Consider the following 14898-nt stretch of genomic DNA (forward strand, 5'->3'; position numbering starts at 1 on the left):
GACCAATTCACCGCCGTAGGCGGTCGGTTGCTCGCCGAGCTCGGTGCCGACGTGGTCGTCGTGGAACCTCCTGGTGGTTCGGCGGACCGGGCGCGACCGCCATTCGCCGGCGGCGCCGGATCCGAGTCCAGCCTGCGTTGGTGGAGCGGCAATGTGGGCAAGCGCTCGGTGACCGTTGAATTCGGCTCGGGGGAGGGGATGAACGCTCTCCGGCGCCTGATCGCCACGGCAGACGTGGTGATCTCGGGGGCTGGCGCGGTCAAAGACATCAGGCCGGCGACAAACCATCCCGCGCTGGTCTGGGTGGCGGTCAGCCCGTTCGGCTTGAATAGCGTCCGCGCTGACCACCCAGTGACCGACCTCACCATGCTCGCCGGGGGCGGGCCGGTATGGAACTGCGGCTACGACGACCACTCGCTGCCGCCGATCCGGGGCGGTGGCGAACAATCGGCCAATATCGCCGGAATGTATTGCGCGATCGGCACCTTGGTTGCCCTTGCGCACCGCGACCAGACCGGCGACGGTCAACTTGTCGACGTCAGCGTGAACGCGGCGTGCAACGTCACCTCGGAACAGACCACCTACCACTGGCTGGTGAACAACGAGACGTGTGTACGCCAGACCGGGCGCCACGCGTACTTCACCCCTAGTCAGCCGACCCAGGTGCGTTGTGCTGACGGTGCCTACGCCACCACGGGAGTGTTGCCCAGAAAGCCCAGCGAGTACGCCGACCTGTTCGCCTGGCTGGCCGATCTCGACCTAGTGGACGAGTTTCCTGAATCGGTATTCCTCGAGCTGGCCGCGTCCCGCGAAGCGCCCGTGGACATAGCTCTGATCGGTGCAGACGACGAAACCACCGCGATCCTGACCGCGGCCCGGGGTGCCATGACGCTGATCGCTTCCCGGTTGCCCGCCAAGGAGTACTTCTTGGAGAGCCAACGCAGGGGATTCCCGGCCGGTGCGGTGCTGTCGCCCGACGAGGCCTTCGAGGACAAGCACATCGCGGCCCGGGGTTTCCGGGTTCCGGTGCGTCATGAGGAACTGAACGAAACGTTCGAGTATCCGGGTGTGCCATATGTTTTCAGCGCTACACCCGCCGGTCCTCGTAGTCGCCCGCCACTGCTCGGTGAGCACAATGACCTGCTCGACGAACTATTGGACGACGACCGATGACCGCCCGCCTCGCGCTGACCCACATCGGGCTGTGTGTTTCCGACATCGAAAGTTCAGCTGTTTTCTATTGTGCCGCACTTGGTTTCGAGGAAGTTCGCCGCATGCGCGTGGCCAATCCCGAGACGGCGACATTGCTGGGCGTGCCGGGTCTGGTGCTGGATCTTGTTTACCTGCAGCGCGACGGATTTCGGCTGGAGTTGCTGGGCTACCCGGTGCCGGGGGTGCACGGCGACGGTCAACCGCGGCAATTGAATGCGCTGGGCTTCACCCATCTGTCGTTTCGCGTCGATGACCCTGACGGACTCGTCTCGCTCATCGAGCGTTACGGGGGAAAGGCGTGGGCCGATCGGACGGTGGCATTTGCGGGCGGGAGTCGCGGGCTCATGGCAACCGACCCCGATGGCAACTGGATCGAGTTGATCGAAAGTCGGCCGGCAGCTGCGGACTGAGCAACTAGTCAGATTATGTTTGATTGTTCATGCAACTGATAGAGTTGGTACCGTGCGGGCAACCAGGGAGTTGATGTATTCGCCGTTCTCCAAGGCGATCTTCGACGATCCGTACCCTGTCTATCGCCGCTTGCGTGACGAGGCGCCCGTGTACCGGGACCCCGACGACCGTTGGTGGGTGCTGTCCCGGTTCGACGACGTCTCGCAGGCCCTGCGCGACTGGGAAACCTTCTCGTCCAAACTGGGTCCGGCGCCGGAGAACCCCGACAACGACGGCCGAAAATACTCGGTGATCTCCATGGATCCCCCCCGTCACGACCGCATTCGTGGTGTCCTCAAAGGCTTCTTCACACCAAAAGCCGTCGCGGCGATGGACGCCGCGCTGCAAAGGGTTGTCGCCACACACATGGACCGACTGCGTCCGGGTACCACCGTCGACGCCATGGAGGCCTTCGCGTTCTCGGTTCCCACCGACGTGATCGGTGACCTGCTCGGGGTGCCGCACGGCGATCGCGCCCAACTTCGCGTCTGGTGGGAAGACTTCCTCACCCGCGAGGAAGGCCAAGTCGCCATGCCGGCTAAAGCGATCCAAGCAAACCGGATGATCAGCCAGTACATCGGCGACCTGATCGACCGCCGGCGAACCGACCCAGGCGATGACCTGATCAGCATCGTCCTGCGGGCCACCTTCGACGACCCCGAAACGGGTGGTGAGCGTTCGCTGACGGGGCACGAGGTGCTCATGTTCTGCAATCTGCTGTCGGCGGCCGGATCGGAGACCACACAGAAATTGATCTCCAACGGCTTGGTGGCGCTTGCGGAGCACCCGGATCAGTGGCAACGAATCATTAAGGACCGCAGCCTGATTCCGATCGCGGTCAACGAGGCGCTGCGCTACGACACACCCAGTCATTGGGTGGCGCGCACCCTGACGCGGCCCATCGAGCGCCACGGCGTGACGATGAACGCCGGTGACTGGGTGCTGCTGCTGCTGGGCAGCGCCAACCGGGACGAACGCCGCTATCAGGATCCCGACCGCTTCGTCATCGGCAGGCCCCGGGGCACCGACGTGTATTTCGGTTGGGGTATCCACATCTGCCTCGGGCAATGGCTGGCGCGCCGCGAGGCGCAGCTCGTCTTCGACTACGTTGCAAGAAAATTTCCGGACTACACCATTGGGGCGTGCGAGCGGGTGTTGACCGCGACGGTGCGTGGCTACACCAGCGTGGAGATGACGTTGCGCTGACATGGAAATCTGCCTCACCGACGAGCAGCAACTGCTGCAGGACACCGCGGGCCGGCTTGCAAAGACCCTTGGCGTCGAAGGTTCCGAGCGACTGCCTTCCGCGGAGACACTCGCCGCCCAGTGGCGCGACGTGGTCGAACTAGGGGTGCCGACGCTGCGTTCGTCCGCGCACTGCGGTCTCGAGGCAAGTGGCGTCGAAACCGTCATCGTCATCGAGCAACTCGCGCGCACGCTCAGCGCGGTGCCGGTGATCGGTCAAGCGGTGCTGGCCACCGAACTGCTCGAGGCGGCCGACGCTGAGCACGAGTTGGACCTAGTCGCCGGCGGCAACTTGCGGGTCGCGCCCGTATTGAGCGCTGCCTTAACCGAATTCGGTACCGCAGGGGAGAAAGCACTCGCATTCGACGCCGTGGGAGCCACCCATGCGCTAATAGAGACCCGGCTGGACGGGCAACGCCGGCTGGTCTGCGCGCCCTTGGGCGGGGCCAAGTCGGACGCCTTGGATCTCACTCGCGAGTTCCGCCGCGTACCAGCGGATCTGGCAGAAGCTGGCACCGTCATCGGGAAGTCGATCAGCGACGAGAGGTGGCAGCGGGCGACTGCGCTGGCCATGACGGCGATCGCCGCCGATCTTGTCGGGGTCATGCAGGGGGCGCTCGATGATGCGGTGCAGTATGCCGGCGAGCGCACCCAGTTCGACGTGAAAATCGGCTCCTTCCAGGCCATCGGGCACTTACTCGCCGACGCGCTGGTGCAGGTCGAGGGCGCCCGCAGTTGCCTATGGCATGCCGCGTGGGCCATCGACCAACTCCCGGTCGATGAGGCACGTCTGGCCGCGATGACGGCCAAAGCATATGCCTCCGCGGCTGGGCGCGAGGTGGTGGAGACATCCGTTCAGGTGTTCGGCGGAATCGCTATCACCTGGGAGCACGTGTCACATCTACGGCTGCGTCGCGCGCTGCTTGATCGGCGGTTGTTCGGTGACGAGACGGTCCACTACGAGGCCATCGGGGCAATGCGCCTGGCGAACCGGGAGCTCGCGTAACAGTGGACTTCAACGACACCGCACCCGAAGCGCAATTTCGCGCCGAACTTCGGCAGTGGCTCGCCGAACATGCCGCCGAAGCCACCATCCCAGCGGATCCCGCCGCCCGTGCAGACGCCCAGAATGCCTGGCATCAAACGCTTTACGAGGCGGGGTATATCGGCCTTTCGTTCCCCGTCGAGTATGGGGGACACGGCAAGCCACCCATCTACGAGGCGATCCTCAACGACGAACTTGGCCGAGCGGGCGCTCCGCCCATCGAGGGTGTCGGTCACCTCAGCAACGCATTGCGGCTGTTCGGGAACGACCAACAGCGGGACGACCTCTTGCCCGGCTTGTTGTCCGGCCGCGTGCGGTGGTGTCAAGGGTTCTCCGAACCCGAGGCGGGCTCCGACCTGGCCGGTCTGAAGACCCGGGCCGAGTTGGTCGACGTCGACGGCCGTCCGGTGTTCCGTGTCAACGGACGCAAGATCTGGACCAGCTTCGGGGCCGTTGCCGACTGGTGCTTCCTGCTGTGCCGGACCGAACCTGACGCGGCCAAGCACGCCGGTATCTCGGTGCTGCTGGTTCCCATGTCCACACCGGGCATCGAGGTGCGGCCCATCGTGAACGCCGCAAGAAACCGGGAATTCACCCAGATCACTTTCGACGACGTCCACGTGCCGGTCGAAAACCTCCTCGGCGAACGCGGCCAGGGCTGGGCCATCGCCAATCAGCTGCTGGCTTACGAACGAGGACCCAGTGACATCAATTGGATCAGTCGCCTCTCAACTCAGCTGAGGCGGTTGGAGGACGATATCCGCGCCGGTCGACTGGACGACTCACCCGCGATTCGGGCGCGGCTCGGCGAGTCATATGTTGCGCTGCGGGCGTTGCAGATCAAGGTGCAGCGATCTCTCACCGAGCGGCAGCAGGGAAAGCTTCCCGGGCCGGAGGGATCAATTGACAAGCTGCTCCTCACCCGCGCGGACCAGTTGTTCGCCCACACCATGATGGATCTGCGCGGCGCCGACCCGCTGCTCACCGAAGGTTTGGAGTGGGACGTCTACGTCTGGTCGCGCTCGGCGAGCATCTACGGTGGGACCGCGCAAATTCAACGCAATATCGTCGCGCAGCGCGTGCTCGGCCTGCCGCGCAGCTGAGCCGCCGCTGCATCGCAGTCTTAACTTTCCTCGGTCAGGTGCTTGTGGGCCTCTTTGAGCCCGTGCAGTCGGCGCTCGAGAATCTCTCTCGCCGCGCCGGAACCGGCATCGGGCCCATCGAGCTTGGCGGTGACCTCGGCGATCTCGACCGCGAGCCGCTCTGCCGCTTCGCTCTTGGTGAGCAGGTCCTGGTCGGCCCAGTCGTCGTGGGGGATGCGTCGGCGCGGATCCATGTCTCTCCTCAATGCCCGCCCGCTGTTTGAGGACGACTCAGAACCGGCGGTATAGTCAATTAGGCATAAGTTGTCTATTTGTACCGTACCGCACGAGACGAGAGTCGAGGACGCCGACGATGCCCCTGCAGCCATCGATGAAGCTTCTATCTGTCGACGACCACCTCATCGAACCGCCTCATGTGTGGCGGGACCGACTGCCCAAGAAGTATGTCGACCAGGGGCCGCGCATCGTCGACTTCCCACGCGAGGGTGCTCCACCGATGCAGCAGTGGGTCTACGAGGGCAGGGCCTATCCGAACATCGGGCTGAACGCCGTTGCGGGCCGATCGCCGGAAGAGTTCGGCGTCGATCCGATTCGCTACGCCGACATGATCCCCGGATGTTACGACCCCAAAGCGCGCCTCGCCGACATGGACATCGACGGTGTGCATGCCATGTTGTGCTTTCCATCGTTTCCGCGGTTCTGCGGCACGGTGTTTCTGGAAGGCGAGGACAAGGAACTGGCCCTGCTCAGCGTCAAGGCGTGGAACGACTTTTCGCTCGACGAGTGGTGCGCCACCGACCCCGCCCGGTTCATCCCGATGGCCATCACGCCGCTGTGGGATGCGGCGCTCATCGTCGCAGAGATCGAGCGGGTGGCAGCCAAGGGGGCGCGCGCGATCGGACTGCCCGACAACCCGACCAATCTGAAACTACCCAGCTACCACACCGCCTACTGGGAACCGGTGTGGTCGGCGCTGGAGGCGACCAACCTGACGGCGGTAATGCATTTCGGCAGTGGCGGATTCCCGCCCCAGACCGCGCCCGAGGCGCCGTTCGCGGTGATGATCACACTGATGGGCACCACCTCGATGGCGGCGGCCACCGAGCTCATCTTCTCGCCCGTGTTTCACAAGCATCCGAACCTCAAGGTCGCGTTCAGCGAGGGTGGTGTCGGCTGGATGCCCTATCTTGTCGAGCGCGCCGACTACGTCTGGCGCAAACACAAGTTCTATCAGAACATCCACCCGACCGTCGCGCCGTCAGAACTGTTCCGCCGCAACATTTCCGGATGTTTCATCGAGGACGAGGTAGGGATGGCGATGCGCCACGAGATCGGGATCGACAACATCACCTGGGAATGCGATTACCCGCACTCCGATTCGTTCTGGCCGAAGAGCCGTGCGCGCGCCGAGGAGATGCTGGCCGATGTCCCTGACGAGGAGGCCGCCAAGATCGTCGAACTGAACGCCCGTCGCTGGTACTCCTTTCCAGAGGAGGGATTCAAGTCCTGTACCGCGGATGCCGGCTGGCGCCCGAACGGCGGCAACCCGCCCGAGTACGACTATGACGAGATCATGGCGGCCCACGGGGGGATTGGCTTCGAGGCCTTCCTCAACAAGATGGAGGAACAGAAGGCTCAGAAGGCCTGACGAATCAATCGGCCACACCCGCTGCCTGCAGCCAATTCTTGACCGCTATCAGACGGCCCGTCGACGCTAGGGTCATGAACAACGTCTTTCCGTCGCAGCTCAATGTCACGTTGGTTGTCATCGGGTCGTCGGCGGGAATCGAGCCCAAGAGCTCGCCCGTGGGGGAGAAGACCGTGACGCCGCCCGTCCCGAGCGTGGCGACCAGTACGCGCCCGGCTTCATCGACGCAGACTCCGTCGGCCCCGCCGATGTTGAGCGGGCCGCCACTGGGCACCGTCGTCAGTCCGCGGGCCGCGGCAACGACTCCGGGTCGCTCGAGCTCGAACTCCCAGATGCGTCGCGTCCGTGTCTCCGCCACATACAGCACCGCGCCGTCGGCCGAAAGTGCCACGCCGTTGGGCATTTCCAGCGGATAGACGATTTCGCGCAGGCCATCTTCGACGGTGCCGTAAAGCAGCCCGGTCATGCTGCGCGTGCGGCCTCGCGTAGTTCCGCCATCTGTCACGTAGAAGCCGCCTTGACCGTCAACACAAATGTCGCTGGGTCGCACCAGCGGCAGCACCTTCCCCGAGCGCGTGGTGAATTCCGTGGCCAGCGTGCTGACGTGACCACTCGGGGCGACTATTTGCAGTGCGGGCGGTACCGGTTGATCGGGTGGACCTACCGGCCGGAAAAGCCGTACGCACCCCTCGAACTCGTACGGCCACGCGCCGAGGCCGAACCGCGATCCTCCGTTCTGACACACCACCAGTCGCCCGTCGGGGAGCCTGCCGACCCCATTTGGTCCGCCTCCGGTGATGGCGACAGTCTCGGTTGCCCCGTCGGGGAGAACCCGGGTGATGCGGCCGGCCGCCATCTCGGACACCACGACCGAGCCGTCCTCGTAGGCTATCGGGCTTTCCGGAAATGCCAACCCGTCGGATATGCACTGGATCATCGCGGCGGCTCGTTGTGTTGCGGCGGCGCAACGGTTTTGGTCGTGTTCCGCCAGTCGATGAAGGTGGGATCGGACAAGGGCAGGTCACCCACGCCGATTTGATTTGCTGGCCACTGGGCGGCCCGTTGGGTCAGCGGCGAATTCTCTCGGCGGACGCCGTAATAGAGGCGGTGCCTGCGATGCAGGAAACACCACCGACCCGCATGTTTCTCGTAGCGATCGTCGTATCTGATGAGTTGTTCGATGAACCCGTCGGAGTGGGTCTGCGCGAAGCACTGTGCCCAGACTTGCCCATGTCCGCGGTCCTCGCCGTCGAGTTCGATGATGTGGTTGGCGACGAGAATGACCGAGAAGACGCTTTCCCGGAGGCTCCGTGACATCAGCAACCGCAGCCCGTCGCGGCCCCCTCCGTACTCGCCGAACCGGGCGTGCGGAACGAACAGGTCAGCCATCGCGTCAACATCGCGGGTCTCGATCGCGGCGGCATAGCGATAGGCAAGCTGGTGAATCTCCTCGCGTGCCAACATGTCCCGGACCGCTGCTGCGCCGAGCACCCCTTCCTGTGGCAAGGTGCGACCTCGAATCACGTGAGCTGTCGTAAGTGACAGATTAACACTGAGTGTTCTATCATCCAATAAGGTTGGCGGGTTCGCGCACCCGCAGATGGAGGAGCAAATGCAGCGTCTGAGCGGCCGGCTGAGCGGCAAGGTGGCCGTGATCACGGGTGCGGCGCGGGGACAGGGTCGAAGCCACGCCATCCACCTTGCGGACGAGGGTGCCGACATCATCGCGCTGGACATCTGCGCCGACATCGAGACCAATCAGTATCCGCTGGCTACCCGCGAGGATCTGGACGAGACCGTCAAGCTCGTCGAAAAGTCAGGTCGGAGGGCGATATCTGCTGTTGCCGATGTACGTGACCGCGTCTCGTTGAAGAAGGCGATCGACGAGGCCGTCGCGGAGCTGGGCGGCCTGCACGTTGTCGTGGCGAACGCGGGAATTTGCCCACTGGGCAACAATGTTCCGTCGCGGGGATTCATGGACGCGTTCGACGTCGACTTTGTCGGCGTCGTGAACGCGGTCCACGCGAGCATCGATCACTTGCGGGCGGGTGCCTCGATCATCGTTACCGGATCGGTGGCCGGGCTTGTCCCGCAAAAGGATCTGGCCACTGGGGGTGGGCCACAGGGCCCCGGCGGCGCCGGCTACGGGCTCGCCAAGAAGATGCTGGGGGAGTACACCAAGGGGCTTGCCCTGACATTGGCGCCCGAGCAGATTCGCATCAACACCGTGCACCCAACCAACGTCAACACCGGGATGTTGCACAACTCGGCGATGTACCGGACATTTCGTCCGGACCTGCCTGACCCGAGTCGAGAGGACGCCGAACTCGTCTTTCCGCTGCTGCAGCTCATGCCGGTCCCGTGGATAGAGCCCGAGGACGTCTCCCATCTGGTGGTGTACCTGGCCTCCGACGAATCCCGGTACGTCACCGGACAGCAGCTGTTCGTCGATGCGGGCGCTGGCCTGAAAATGGGTATCTAGCAGCGGAATTCGTCGCGAGCTCATCAGCGGCCGCGGAATTCGGGGTCGCGTCGTTCGACAAAGGCTGCCATTCCTTCGGCAACATCGTCGGTGGCGGCGACCTGTTCCACGAGCAGCGCCTCGGTGCGAAACGCCGCATCACGGTCGACGTCGAGGGCGTGATTGAGCATCGCCTTGGCGGCGGCGAGAGCGCGGGTCGGTCCTTGTGCGAGGCGTTGCGCCCAGGCGGTCGCCTCGCTGAGGAGGTCGCCGTCTGGCACCACTTTGTTGACCAGGCCGATTCGGTAGGCTTCGGGCGCTGTCAGCGTTTCGCCGAAAAACAGCAGTTGTTTGGCGACGTTGAAGGGCACCTTGCGGGCCAGTAGGTAGGCGGCGCCGCCGTCGGGTGCCAGACCTCGGCGCGTGAAAAGCGCCATCAGCCGGGCGCTTTCGGCTGCAACGATGAGGTCGCAGGCCAGCGCCATGCTCGCGCCGATTCCGGCAGCGACACCGTTGAGCGCGCAGAGTACCGGCTTCTCGCAATCGAGCAGTGCCGAGACCACCGCTTGTGAACCCGAACGCAAGATGCGCGCCGCATCGCCGGCGATGCGGTCCTTCCGCGGTTGCATTCCAGGGTCACGCAAATTCGGTCCAGTACAGAAGTGTTTGTTTCCGCATCCGGTAAGCACCACGGCCCGCACGTCGGGATTCTCGGTGGCATCAGCGAGATTTTCGATGAGGCTGCGCTGCATGGCACGCGTTACCGAATTGCCGACGTCCGGACGGTCCAGGATCAGCCAGCGCACCCCATCCTCGGTGCGTACCACCACATCGGGAGTGATCACAGTCGGATGGGCACGCTGGCCGGGCCACGCACCGAATTGGTGTGCACATATCGCACCGCATCTTCGTCGACGTCCCACGTTGGAAACCGCGCGAGCGTCTCCTCCAGCGCTACCCGGGCTTCCAGGCGCGCAAGCGCGGCACCCAGGCAGAAATGTGAACCGTGGCCGAAGCTGACGTGGCGGATTCCGGTTCGTTCGACATCGAAAACGTCCGGGTTCTCGTACTGGCGCTCGTCGCGACCGGCGGACCCAGTCAATAGCGCCACCCGCGAGCCCTTGGGTATGAGCTGGCCATGGAAGGTGACGTCGCGTTCGGTGTAGCGGCCTTGCACCGGCGACGGCGCGTCATAGCGAAGCAGTTCCTCGACGGCGTTGCCGATCAACTGGGGATTGGCGACCAGCTTGGCCCGCTGCTCTGGATGGCGCCAAAGCGTCAGACCCGCCCAGCCAAGTAGCCGCGCCACCGTCTCGTTACCCGCGACGTTGATCATCGCGATGAACATCAACAACTCGGTGTCGTCCAGGCGACGAGTCTCGCGGTCGGGTTGGACGAGGTCGGAAACCATCAGATTACCGACGATATCGTCGGTCGGGTTGGCCCGGCGTTGCTGGACCTGGGCGGTGTAATAGCTGAACAGCTTGACGTTGGCCTCCCGGCCCGCCTCGCTGAGCTTTGGTGAGCCGTCGTCCCGGTGGATCTGGGCATCCGACCATTCCCGCAGGTTGTCGTGATCCTCCTCGGGAAATCCGAGTAGGGAGCTGATCACCATCACCGGCAACTTCATGGAAAAATCGCGCACATAGTCGAAGCCGCCGCTCCCGACGAAAGGGTCTAGGTAGCCGCGACACAGCCCGCGGATATGCTCCTCGAGTTCTGCGATCTTGGTCCGAAAGAACGTGCGGTTGACCATTTTCCGCAACGCGGTGTGATCGGGGGGATCCATCATGATCATCGCCCTGGGCGATGGCCAGGGTTCAGCGGTGATCGCGTCCAACGTGATGCCGTGCTGCGAGGAGAAGGTCTCGGTGTCCAGCGACGCCTCCAGTACGTCGGAGAACCTGCTCAACGCGTAAAAGTCGTATTCCTCGTTGCGATACACCGGTGCTTCGTCGCGCAATCGCTTCCACACCGCGTACGGGTCAACATGCAGGGCACGGTCGAAAGGATCCCAACGCAAGTCCGTCGTGGTCATCAGCACCGCCCTTCCGCAAAGAACAGTAATACATTATATGTGTAGTTGCACTATCGTGGTGCTACGGGCTCCCAGCCCTGTCGAGAGGACGAACCATAACGTGGAAACGCAAGAGCTCGAGCATGTCATCTATGAAAAAGACGGTCCCATCGCCCGGATCATTCTGAACAATCCGGATGCCGCCAATGCCCAGACCTCCGAAATGGTCCACAGCGTCAACCATGCCTTAGACGACGCGCAGTACGACTACAACATCAAGGTCGTCATCATCAAGGCCAACGGCAGGGGCTTCTGCTCGGGTCACGTGCCCACTGGCGCGTATCCAGAGTTCAAGGCCGAGCTCGAAGCATCGGGGAAAGTCTGGCGATCGGCCGCGCAGTTGTTTCTGTGGCCGGTCCTCAAGCTTTGGGAGTTCCCCAAGCCGGTGATCGCTCAGGTGCACGGCTACGCGATCGGCGGGGGCACCACCTGGGCGCTGATCCCCGAGATCACCGTTTGCTCCGAGGACGCCTGGTTCCAGATGCCACTGGTTCCCGGATTCGGGCTGCCGGGCGCCGAAACGATGTTCGAGCCGTGGGTATTCATGAACTACAAACGCGCCGCCGAGTACCTTTACACCGCCCAGCGGTTGACCGCCGCCGAGGCGCTGGAGTTTGGTTTGGTCAACAGGGTGGTGCCCGCTGACGAACTCGAAACCACCGTCGAGGAGTTGGCCGCGCAGATCGCCAAGGCCCCGCTGATCACGTTGCAAGCGGTCAAGTCCGGCGTCATCCGGGCCTGGGAAACCATGGGTTTCCGCACCCATCAGCAGGCCAGCAATGACCTGCAGGCGATGGTGACCGGCAGCGCGGAGTTCCAACAATTTCTGGCACAACTGATGAAGAAGGGCTCGAAACCCACTGACCGGATCTGAGCATGCCGCTTAAGCCGATCATCCGGTTTGGCGGGGACGAGAAGACCGAATCGCTGCGAGTTTCGGTCCGTGAGTGGCTTGCCCGTAACCTGCCCGATGAATTTCGCCGTACCGCGGCCAATCCCGACTACCTACCGCGCGACGCGCACGACCGCGCCGTCGCGTTCTGTCGGGAATTACACGCCCAAGGATGGTTCGTGCCGCACTGGCCCGCCGAGTACGGCGGGGGCGGGCGAGGGGTCGTCGAACAGGTCGTCATACGTGAGGAACTCGCCTATGCGGGGGCGCCCCTGGTGAACACCAACGGCGTCAACATGCTCGCGCCCATATTGTTCAAATACGGCACGCCCGAACAGAAGGCGGAGCACCTGCCTGCCATCGCGCGCTCGGAACGCATGTGGGCACAAGGGTATTCCGAACCCGAGGCCGGGTCGGATCTGGCTGCGCTGCGCATGACCGCCCGACGCGATGGCGACCATTACATCCTCGATGGGCAGAAGACGTGGACCAGCAACGGCGTTCTCGCCGATTGGATTTTCGTGCTGGCCCGCACGGCGCCGGTCGCCGAAAGGCGCCAGGCGGGCATTTCGTTCTTCTTGGTCGACCTGAACACTCCCGGTATCACCCGCCGGCCCATCAGGTCGATGACCGGCTATCCCACTTTTGCCGAGGAATTTTTCGACGGCGTCCGGGTACCGGCGGCCAATCTCGTTGGGGCCGAGGGGCAGGGGTGGACGGTCGGCAAAGCGCTGCTTGAGGTGGAGCGGTCGAATATTACTCGGGCCGCGCAGGCTCAGCGCTATCTCGACGAACTGATCGACTGGTGTCACGCTCAACAAGGCGCGCTGCACGATCCGCTCGCTGATCCGAACACCCGTATCGCGCTGGCCCGGGCCTTCGAACGTGTCGAGGTCGGTCGCGCGCTGTCCTACCGGGTGGCGACCCTGCAAGCCGCGGGCGCCCTGGATCCCGCTCTGCCGTCCCTGTCCAAGCTGTACCACTCCGAACTGACCGCCGAACTTCGCTCGCTCGGAGCCCAGATACTCGGTCCCGCAGGAGAACTCTTACCCGATGATCCGGACGCCCTGCTGCACGGCCATTTCTCCGAGGGGCTGTTGCTCTCGTTGCTGCACTCGATCGGTGGGGGGACCAGCGAGATCCAGCGCGATTTGATCTCGACGTCCGGCCTGGGCCTGCCCCGCTGAGGTTAAGAGAAAGCGGTCCGTGCGGCTGCCGCGGCCGAGCGTTGCTGTGCCACGGTCGCCATCGCCAGTTCGAGCGGCTGGAACGTTGCCAGTTGAGCGCTTTCGGCCGAATTGATAAGCCTTTTGGTCATTTCCATCGCACCCGGGTCGGCTTTCATCAACTCGATGGCGATATCACGCGCACGGTCTATCGCCGTTCCAGGTTCCGCCAAATCGGTGACTAGTCCCATCCGTTCGGCTTCGATCGCAGGCAATCTGCCACCGCGGAGCAACAGCGAAGCCGCACGGTGCCGACCCAGTTGCTCCGTGAGGCGCCAGGCCAGTCCGCCGTCGGGCACCACCGCGCGCGCCACGAACGGCGCAGCGAAGAACGCGTCGCTGGCACACACAACGAGGTCGCACGAGAGGGCCAGGCTCCAACCGAGGCCGACCGCGGCACCCTCGATCGCAGCGATCGTCGGCACCGGAAGTGCCCTGAGTTGCGCCATCACCCGTTGTGCGTGTTCGACGCGGCCGGCGGGCGCCAGGGGTCCATCACCGTGGGCCGGGCCGGCCTTCAAATCTCCACCGGCGCAGAAGAATCCATTTGATCCGGCGAGAATCACGGCGCCGCTGCGGTCGTCGACGACAGCGCCGAGTAGCACCGATAGCTCGGTCCACGACTCGTAGCGCAAAGCGTTGCGCTGGCGGGGCCGGTTGAGCAACAGTGTCGTGACCCCGTCGTGGTCTTCGCGCAGGATTAGTGGAGCGTCCGCGGTGTCGTCCATAGCCTGTGCGCTACCGGTTGAGGAACTTGTCGATCGCGGCGCGGTGCTCGGGAGTGGTGAAACATTCCGTCTCGGCTGATATTCCGTACTCAAGAATGCCGGTAATCGCGCGTTGCGCATGCAGATTCAATGTCCGCTTGGTGTCCTGAACCGCGCGCGGCGGCAGCGCGGCGAGGCGGTGTGCCACCGCGAGGCCCTCTTGCTTGATCTCGGCGTGCGGTACAACCCGGTTGGCCAGACCCAACTCAACGGCCTTCTCTGCCTTGATGCGCTCGCCGAGCATCAGGTACTCCTTGGCCTTGATCAGGCTCATCAATAACGGCCACAGCACCGACCCGCCGTCGCCGGCGACGAGACCGCTTGCGACGTGGGTATCGGCGAAGAACGCCCGGTCGGAGATCAGCACGATGTCACACAACACGGCAATGCTGCAGCCGAATCCGACCGCCGGCCCGTTCACTGCAGCGACAACAGGCAGCGGAAAATCGATCATGTCACGCACGATTCGCCGAGCGTCGCGCATCCCGGCGCGGCGGGTGACCGGGTTGTTGACGTGGGTTTCCAGCCATTCCACCAGGTTTCCACCCGCGGAGAAGTAATCGCCTGTGCCAGTAATCAGGACCGCGCGCGCGTCGGGGTCTTCGGCCAGCGAGGCCCACAGTCGGGTGAACGCGGTGTGCATCGTGTTGTTGACCGCGTTGGCGTTGTCCGGGTTGTTCAACGTCACGATCCGGACTGGCCCGTCCGCCGCAACCAGGATTTCGTCGCACCCGGTCAGTTCCGAGGTGCCGCGCGGTAGGTCCGTCATCAT

The 14898-nt window shown here is 63.9% G+C and carries 16 protein-coding genes; 9 read left to right on the top strand and 7 right to left on the bottom strand.

Going from position 1 to position 14898, the window contains the following annotated elements:
* Positions 1-27 precede the first annotated feature (27 nt).
* From G6N68_RS05710 to G6N68_RS05730, 5 genes are read left to right on the top strand one after another with little or no spacing between them, the layout of a single operon-like run.
* A complete protein-coding gene (locus G6N68_RS05710) occupies positions 28-1173 on the top strand; it encodes a CoA transferase (RefSeq protein WP_240355389.1) in 1146 nt (381 codons plus the stop codon).
* Positions 1170-1622, top strand: coding sequence for a VOC family protein (locus G6N68_RS05715; protein ID WP_163708993.1), 453 nt, complete (start codon positions 1170-1172; stop codon positions 1620-1622). The genes G6N68_RS05710 and G6N68_RS05715 overlap by 4 nt, the downstream gene beginning before the upstream one ends.
* 52 nt (positions 1623-1674) lie before the next feature.
* Positions 1675-2868, top strand: coding sequence for a cytochrome P450 (locus G6N68_RS05720; RefSeq protein WP_163708996.1), 1194 nt, complete (start codon positions 1675-1677; stop codon positions 2866-2868).
* A gap of 1 nt (position 2869) precedes the next feature.
* The gene (locus tag G6N68_RS05725; protein WP_163708999.1) at positions 2870-3913 is read left to right on the top strand and encodes an acyl-CoA dehydrogenase family protein; all 1044 of its coding nucleotides are present in this window, start codon (positions 2870-2872) and stop codon (positions 3911-3913) included.
* Between the two features lie 2 nt (positions 3914-3915).
* Positions 3916-5055: an acyl-CoA dehydrogenase family protein gene (locus G6N68_RS05730; RefSeq protein ID WP_163709002.1), complete on the top strand. Its 1140-nt coding sequence runs from the start codon at positions 3916-3918 to the stop codon at positions 5053-5055.
* A gap of 20 nt (positions 5056-5075) precedes the next feature.
* On the opposite strand, the gene G6N68_RS05735 is transcribed toward G6N68_RS05730, so the two are convergent.
* Positions 5076-5288 (bottom strand): hypothetical protein, encoded by a 213-nt coding sequence (locus G6N68_RS05735; RefSeq protein ID WP_163709005.1) that lies wholly within the window; start codon positions 5286-5288, stop codon positions 5076-5078.
* 119 nt (positions 5289-5407) lie between these two features.
* On the opposite strand from G6N68_RS05735, the gene G6N68_RS05740 reads away from it, so the two are divergent.
* On the top strand, positions 5408-6703 hold the full coding sequence (locus G6N68_RS05740; RefSeq protein ID WP_163709008.1) for an amidohydrolase family protein: 1296 nt from the start codon (positions 5408-5410) through the stop codon (positions 6701-6703).
* Positions 6704-6707: 4 nt separating this feature from the next.
* Here G6N68_RS05740 and G6N68_RS05745 read toward each other — a convergent pair whose 3' ends face one another.
* Both G6N68_RS05745 and G6N68_RS05750 read right to left on the bottom strand, forming a co-directional pair.
* Positions 6708-7640 (bottom strand): SMP-30/gluconolactonase/LRE family protein, encoded by a 933-nt coding sequence (locus G6N68_RS05745; protein ID WP_240355390.1) that lies wholly within the window; start codon positions 7638-7640, stop codon positions 6708-6710.
* On the bottom strand, positions 7637-8209 hold the full coding sequence (locus G6N68_RS05750) for a nuclear transport factor 2 family protein (protein WP_240355391.1): 573 nt from the start codon (positions 8207-8209) through the stop codon (positions 7637-7639). The genes G6N68_RS05745 and G6N68_RS05750 overlap by 4 nt, the downstream gene beginning before the upstream one ends.
* Before the next feature lie 106 nt (positions 8210-8315).
* On the opposite strand from G6N68_RS05750, the gene G6N68_RS05755 reads away from it, so the two are divergent.
* Positions 8316-9185 (top strand): mycofactocin-coupled SDR family oxidoreductase, encoded by an 870-nt coding sequence (locus G6N68_RS05755; protein ID WP_163709011.1) that lies wholly within the window; start codon positions 8316-8318, stop codon positions 9183-9185.
* A gap of 23 nt (positions 9186-9208) precedes the next feature.
* Here the strand turns inward: G6N68_RS05755 and G6N68_RS05760 are convergent, their stop codons facing one another.
* Both G6N68_RS05760 and G6N68_RS05765 read right to left on the bottom strand, forming a co-directional pair.
* A complete protein-coding gene (locus tag G6N68_RS05760; RefSeq protein WP_240355392.1) occupies positions 9209-10009 on the bottom strand; it encodes an enoyl-CoA hydratase/isomerase family protein in 801 nt (266 codons plus the stop codon).
* Positions 10006-11202, bottom strand: coding sequence for a cytochrome P450 (locus G6N68_RS05765; protein ID WP_163709013.1), 1197 nt, complete (start codon positions 11200-11202; stop codon positions 10006-10008). The genes G6N68_RS05760 and G6N68_RS05765 overlap by 4 nt, the downstream gene beginning before the upstream one ends.
* A 100-nt stretch (positions 11203-11302) precedes the next feature.
* On the opposite strand from G6N68_RS05765, the gene G6N68_RS05770 reads away from it, so the two are divergent.
* Together G6N68_RS05770 and G6N68_RS05775 are read left to right on the top strand one after the other, a co-directional pair.
* Entirely contained in the window at positions 11303-12115 is an 813-nt protein-coding gene (locus G6N68_RS05770) for an enoyl-CoA hydratase-related protein (RefSeq protein ID WP_205351253.1), read from the top strand.
* A 2-nt stretch (positions 12116-12117) separates the two neighbouring features.
* Complete coding sequence (locus G6N68_RS05775) at positions 12118-13320, top strand: acyl-CoA dehydrogenase family protein (RefSeq protein ID WP_163709017.1); 1203 nt, start codon at positions 12118-12120, stop codon at positions 13318-13320.
* Positions 13321-13322: 2 nt separating this feature from the next.
* Here the strand turns inward: G6N68_RS05775 and G6N68_RS05780 are convergent, their stop codons facing one another.
* Positions 13323-14087 (bottom strand): enoyl-CoA hydratase/isomerase family protein, encoded by a 765-nt coding sequence (locus tag G6N68_RS05780; RefSeq protein ID WP_163709020.1) that lies wholly within the window; start codon positions 14085-14087, stop codon positions 13323-13325.
* 10 nt (positions 14088-14097) lie between these two features.
* The gene (locus tag G6N68_RS05785) at positions 14098-14895 is read right to left on the bottom strand and encodes an enoyl-CoA hydratase/isomerase family protein (protein WP_163709023.1); all 798 of its coding nucleotides are present in this window, start codon (positions 14893-14895) and stop codon (positions 14098-14100) included.
* Between the last annotated feature and the right edge of the window lie 3 nt (positions 14896-14898).

It is taken from the genome of Mycobacterium bourgelatii, from assembly GCF_010723575.1.
Lineage (GTDB): Bacteria > Actinomycetota > Actinomycetes > Mycobacteriales > Mycobacteriaceae > Mycobacterium > Mycobacterium bourgelatii.

What these genes read in the sequence shown, in the direction of transcription:
- G6N68_RS05715 (WP_163708993.1), top strand. Translation starts at nt 1,170, where the DNA reads ATGACCGCCCGCCTCGCGCTGACCCACATCGGGCTGTGTGTTTCCGAC.
- G6N68_RS05725 (WP_163708999.1), top strand. Translation starts at nt 2,870, where the DNA reads ATGGAAATCTGCCTCACCGACGAGCAGCAACTGCTGCAGGACACCGCG.
- G6N68_RS05735 (WP_163709005.1), bottom strand. Translation starts at nt 5,288, where the DNA reads ATGGATCCGCGCCGACGCATCCCCCACGACGACTGGGCCGACCAGGAC.
- G6N68_RS05740 (WP_163709008.1), top strand. Translation starts at nt 5,408, where the DNA reads ATGCCCCTGCAGCCATCGATGAAGCTTCTATCTGTCGACGACCACCTC.
- G6N68_RS05745 (WP_240355390.1), bottom strand. Translation starts at nt 7,640, where the DNA reads ATGATCCAGTGCATATCCGACGGGTTGGCATTTCCGGAAAGCCCGATA.
- G6N68_RS05755 (WP_163709011.1), top strand. Translation starts at nt 8,316, where the DNA reads ATGCAGCGTCTGAGCGGCCGGCTGAGCGGCAAGGTGGCCGTGATCACG.
- G6N68_RS05765 (WP_163709013.1), bottom strand. Translation starts at nt 11,202, where the DNA reads ATGACCACGACGGACTTGCGTTGGGATCCTTTCGACCGTGCCCTGCAT.
- G6N68_RS05775 (WP_163709017.1), top strand. Translation starts at nt 12,118, where the DNA reads ATGCCGCTTAAGCCGATCATCCGGTTTGGCGGGGACGAGAAGACCGAA.
- G6N68_RS05780 (WP_163709020.1), bottom strand. Translation starts at nt 14,087, where the DNA reads ATGGACGACACCGCGGACGCTCCACTAATCCTGCGCGAAGACCACGAC.
- G6N68_RS05785 (WP_163709023.1), bottom strand. Translation starts at nt 14,895, where the DNA reads ATGACGGACCTACCGCGCGGCACCTCGGAACTGACCGGGTGCGACGAA.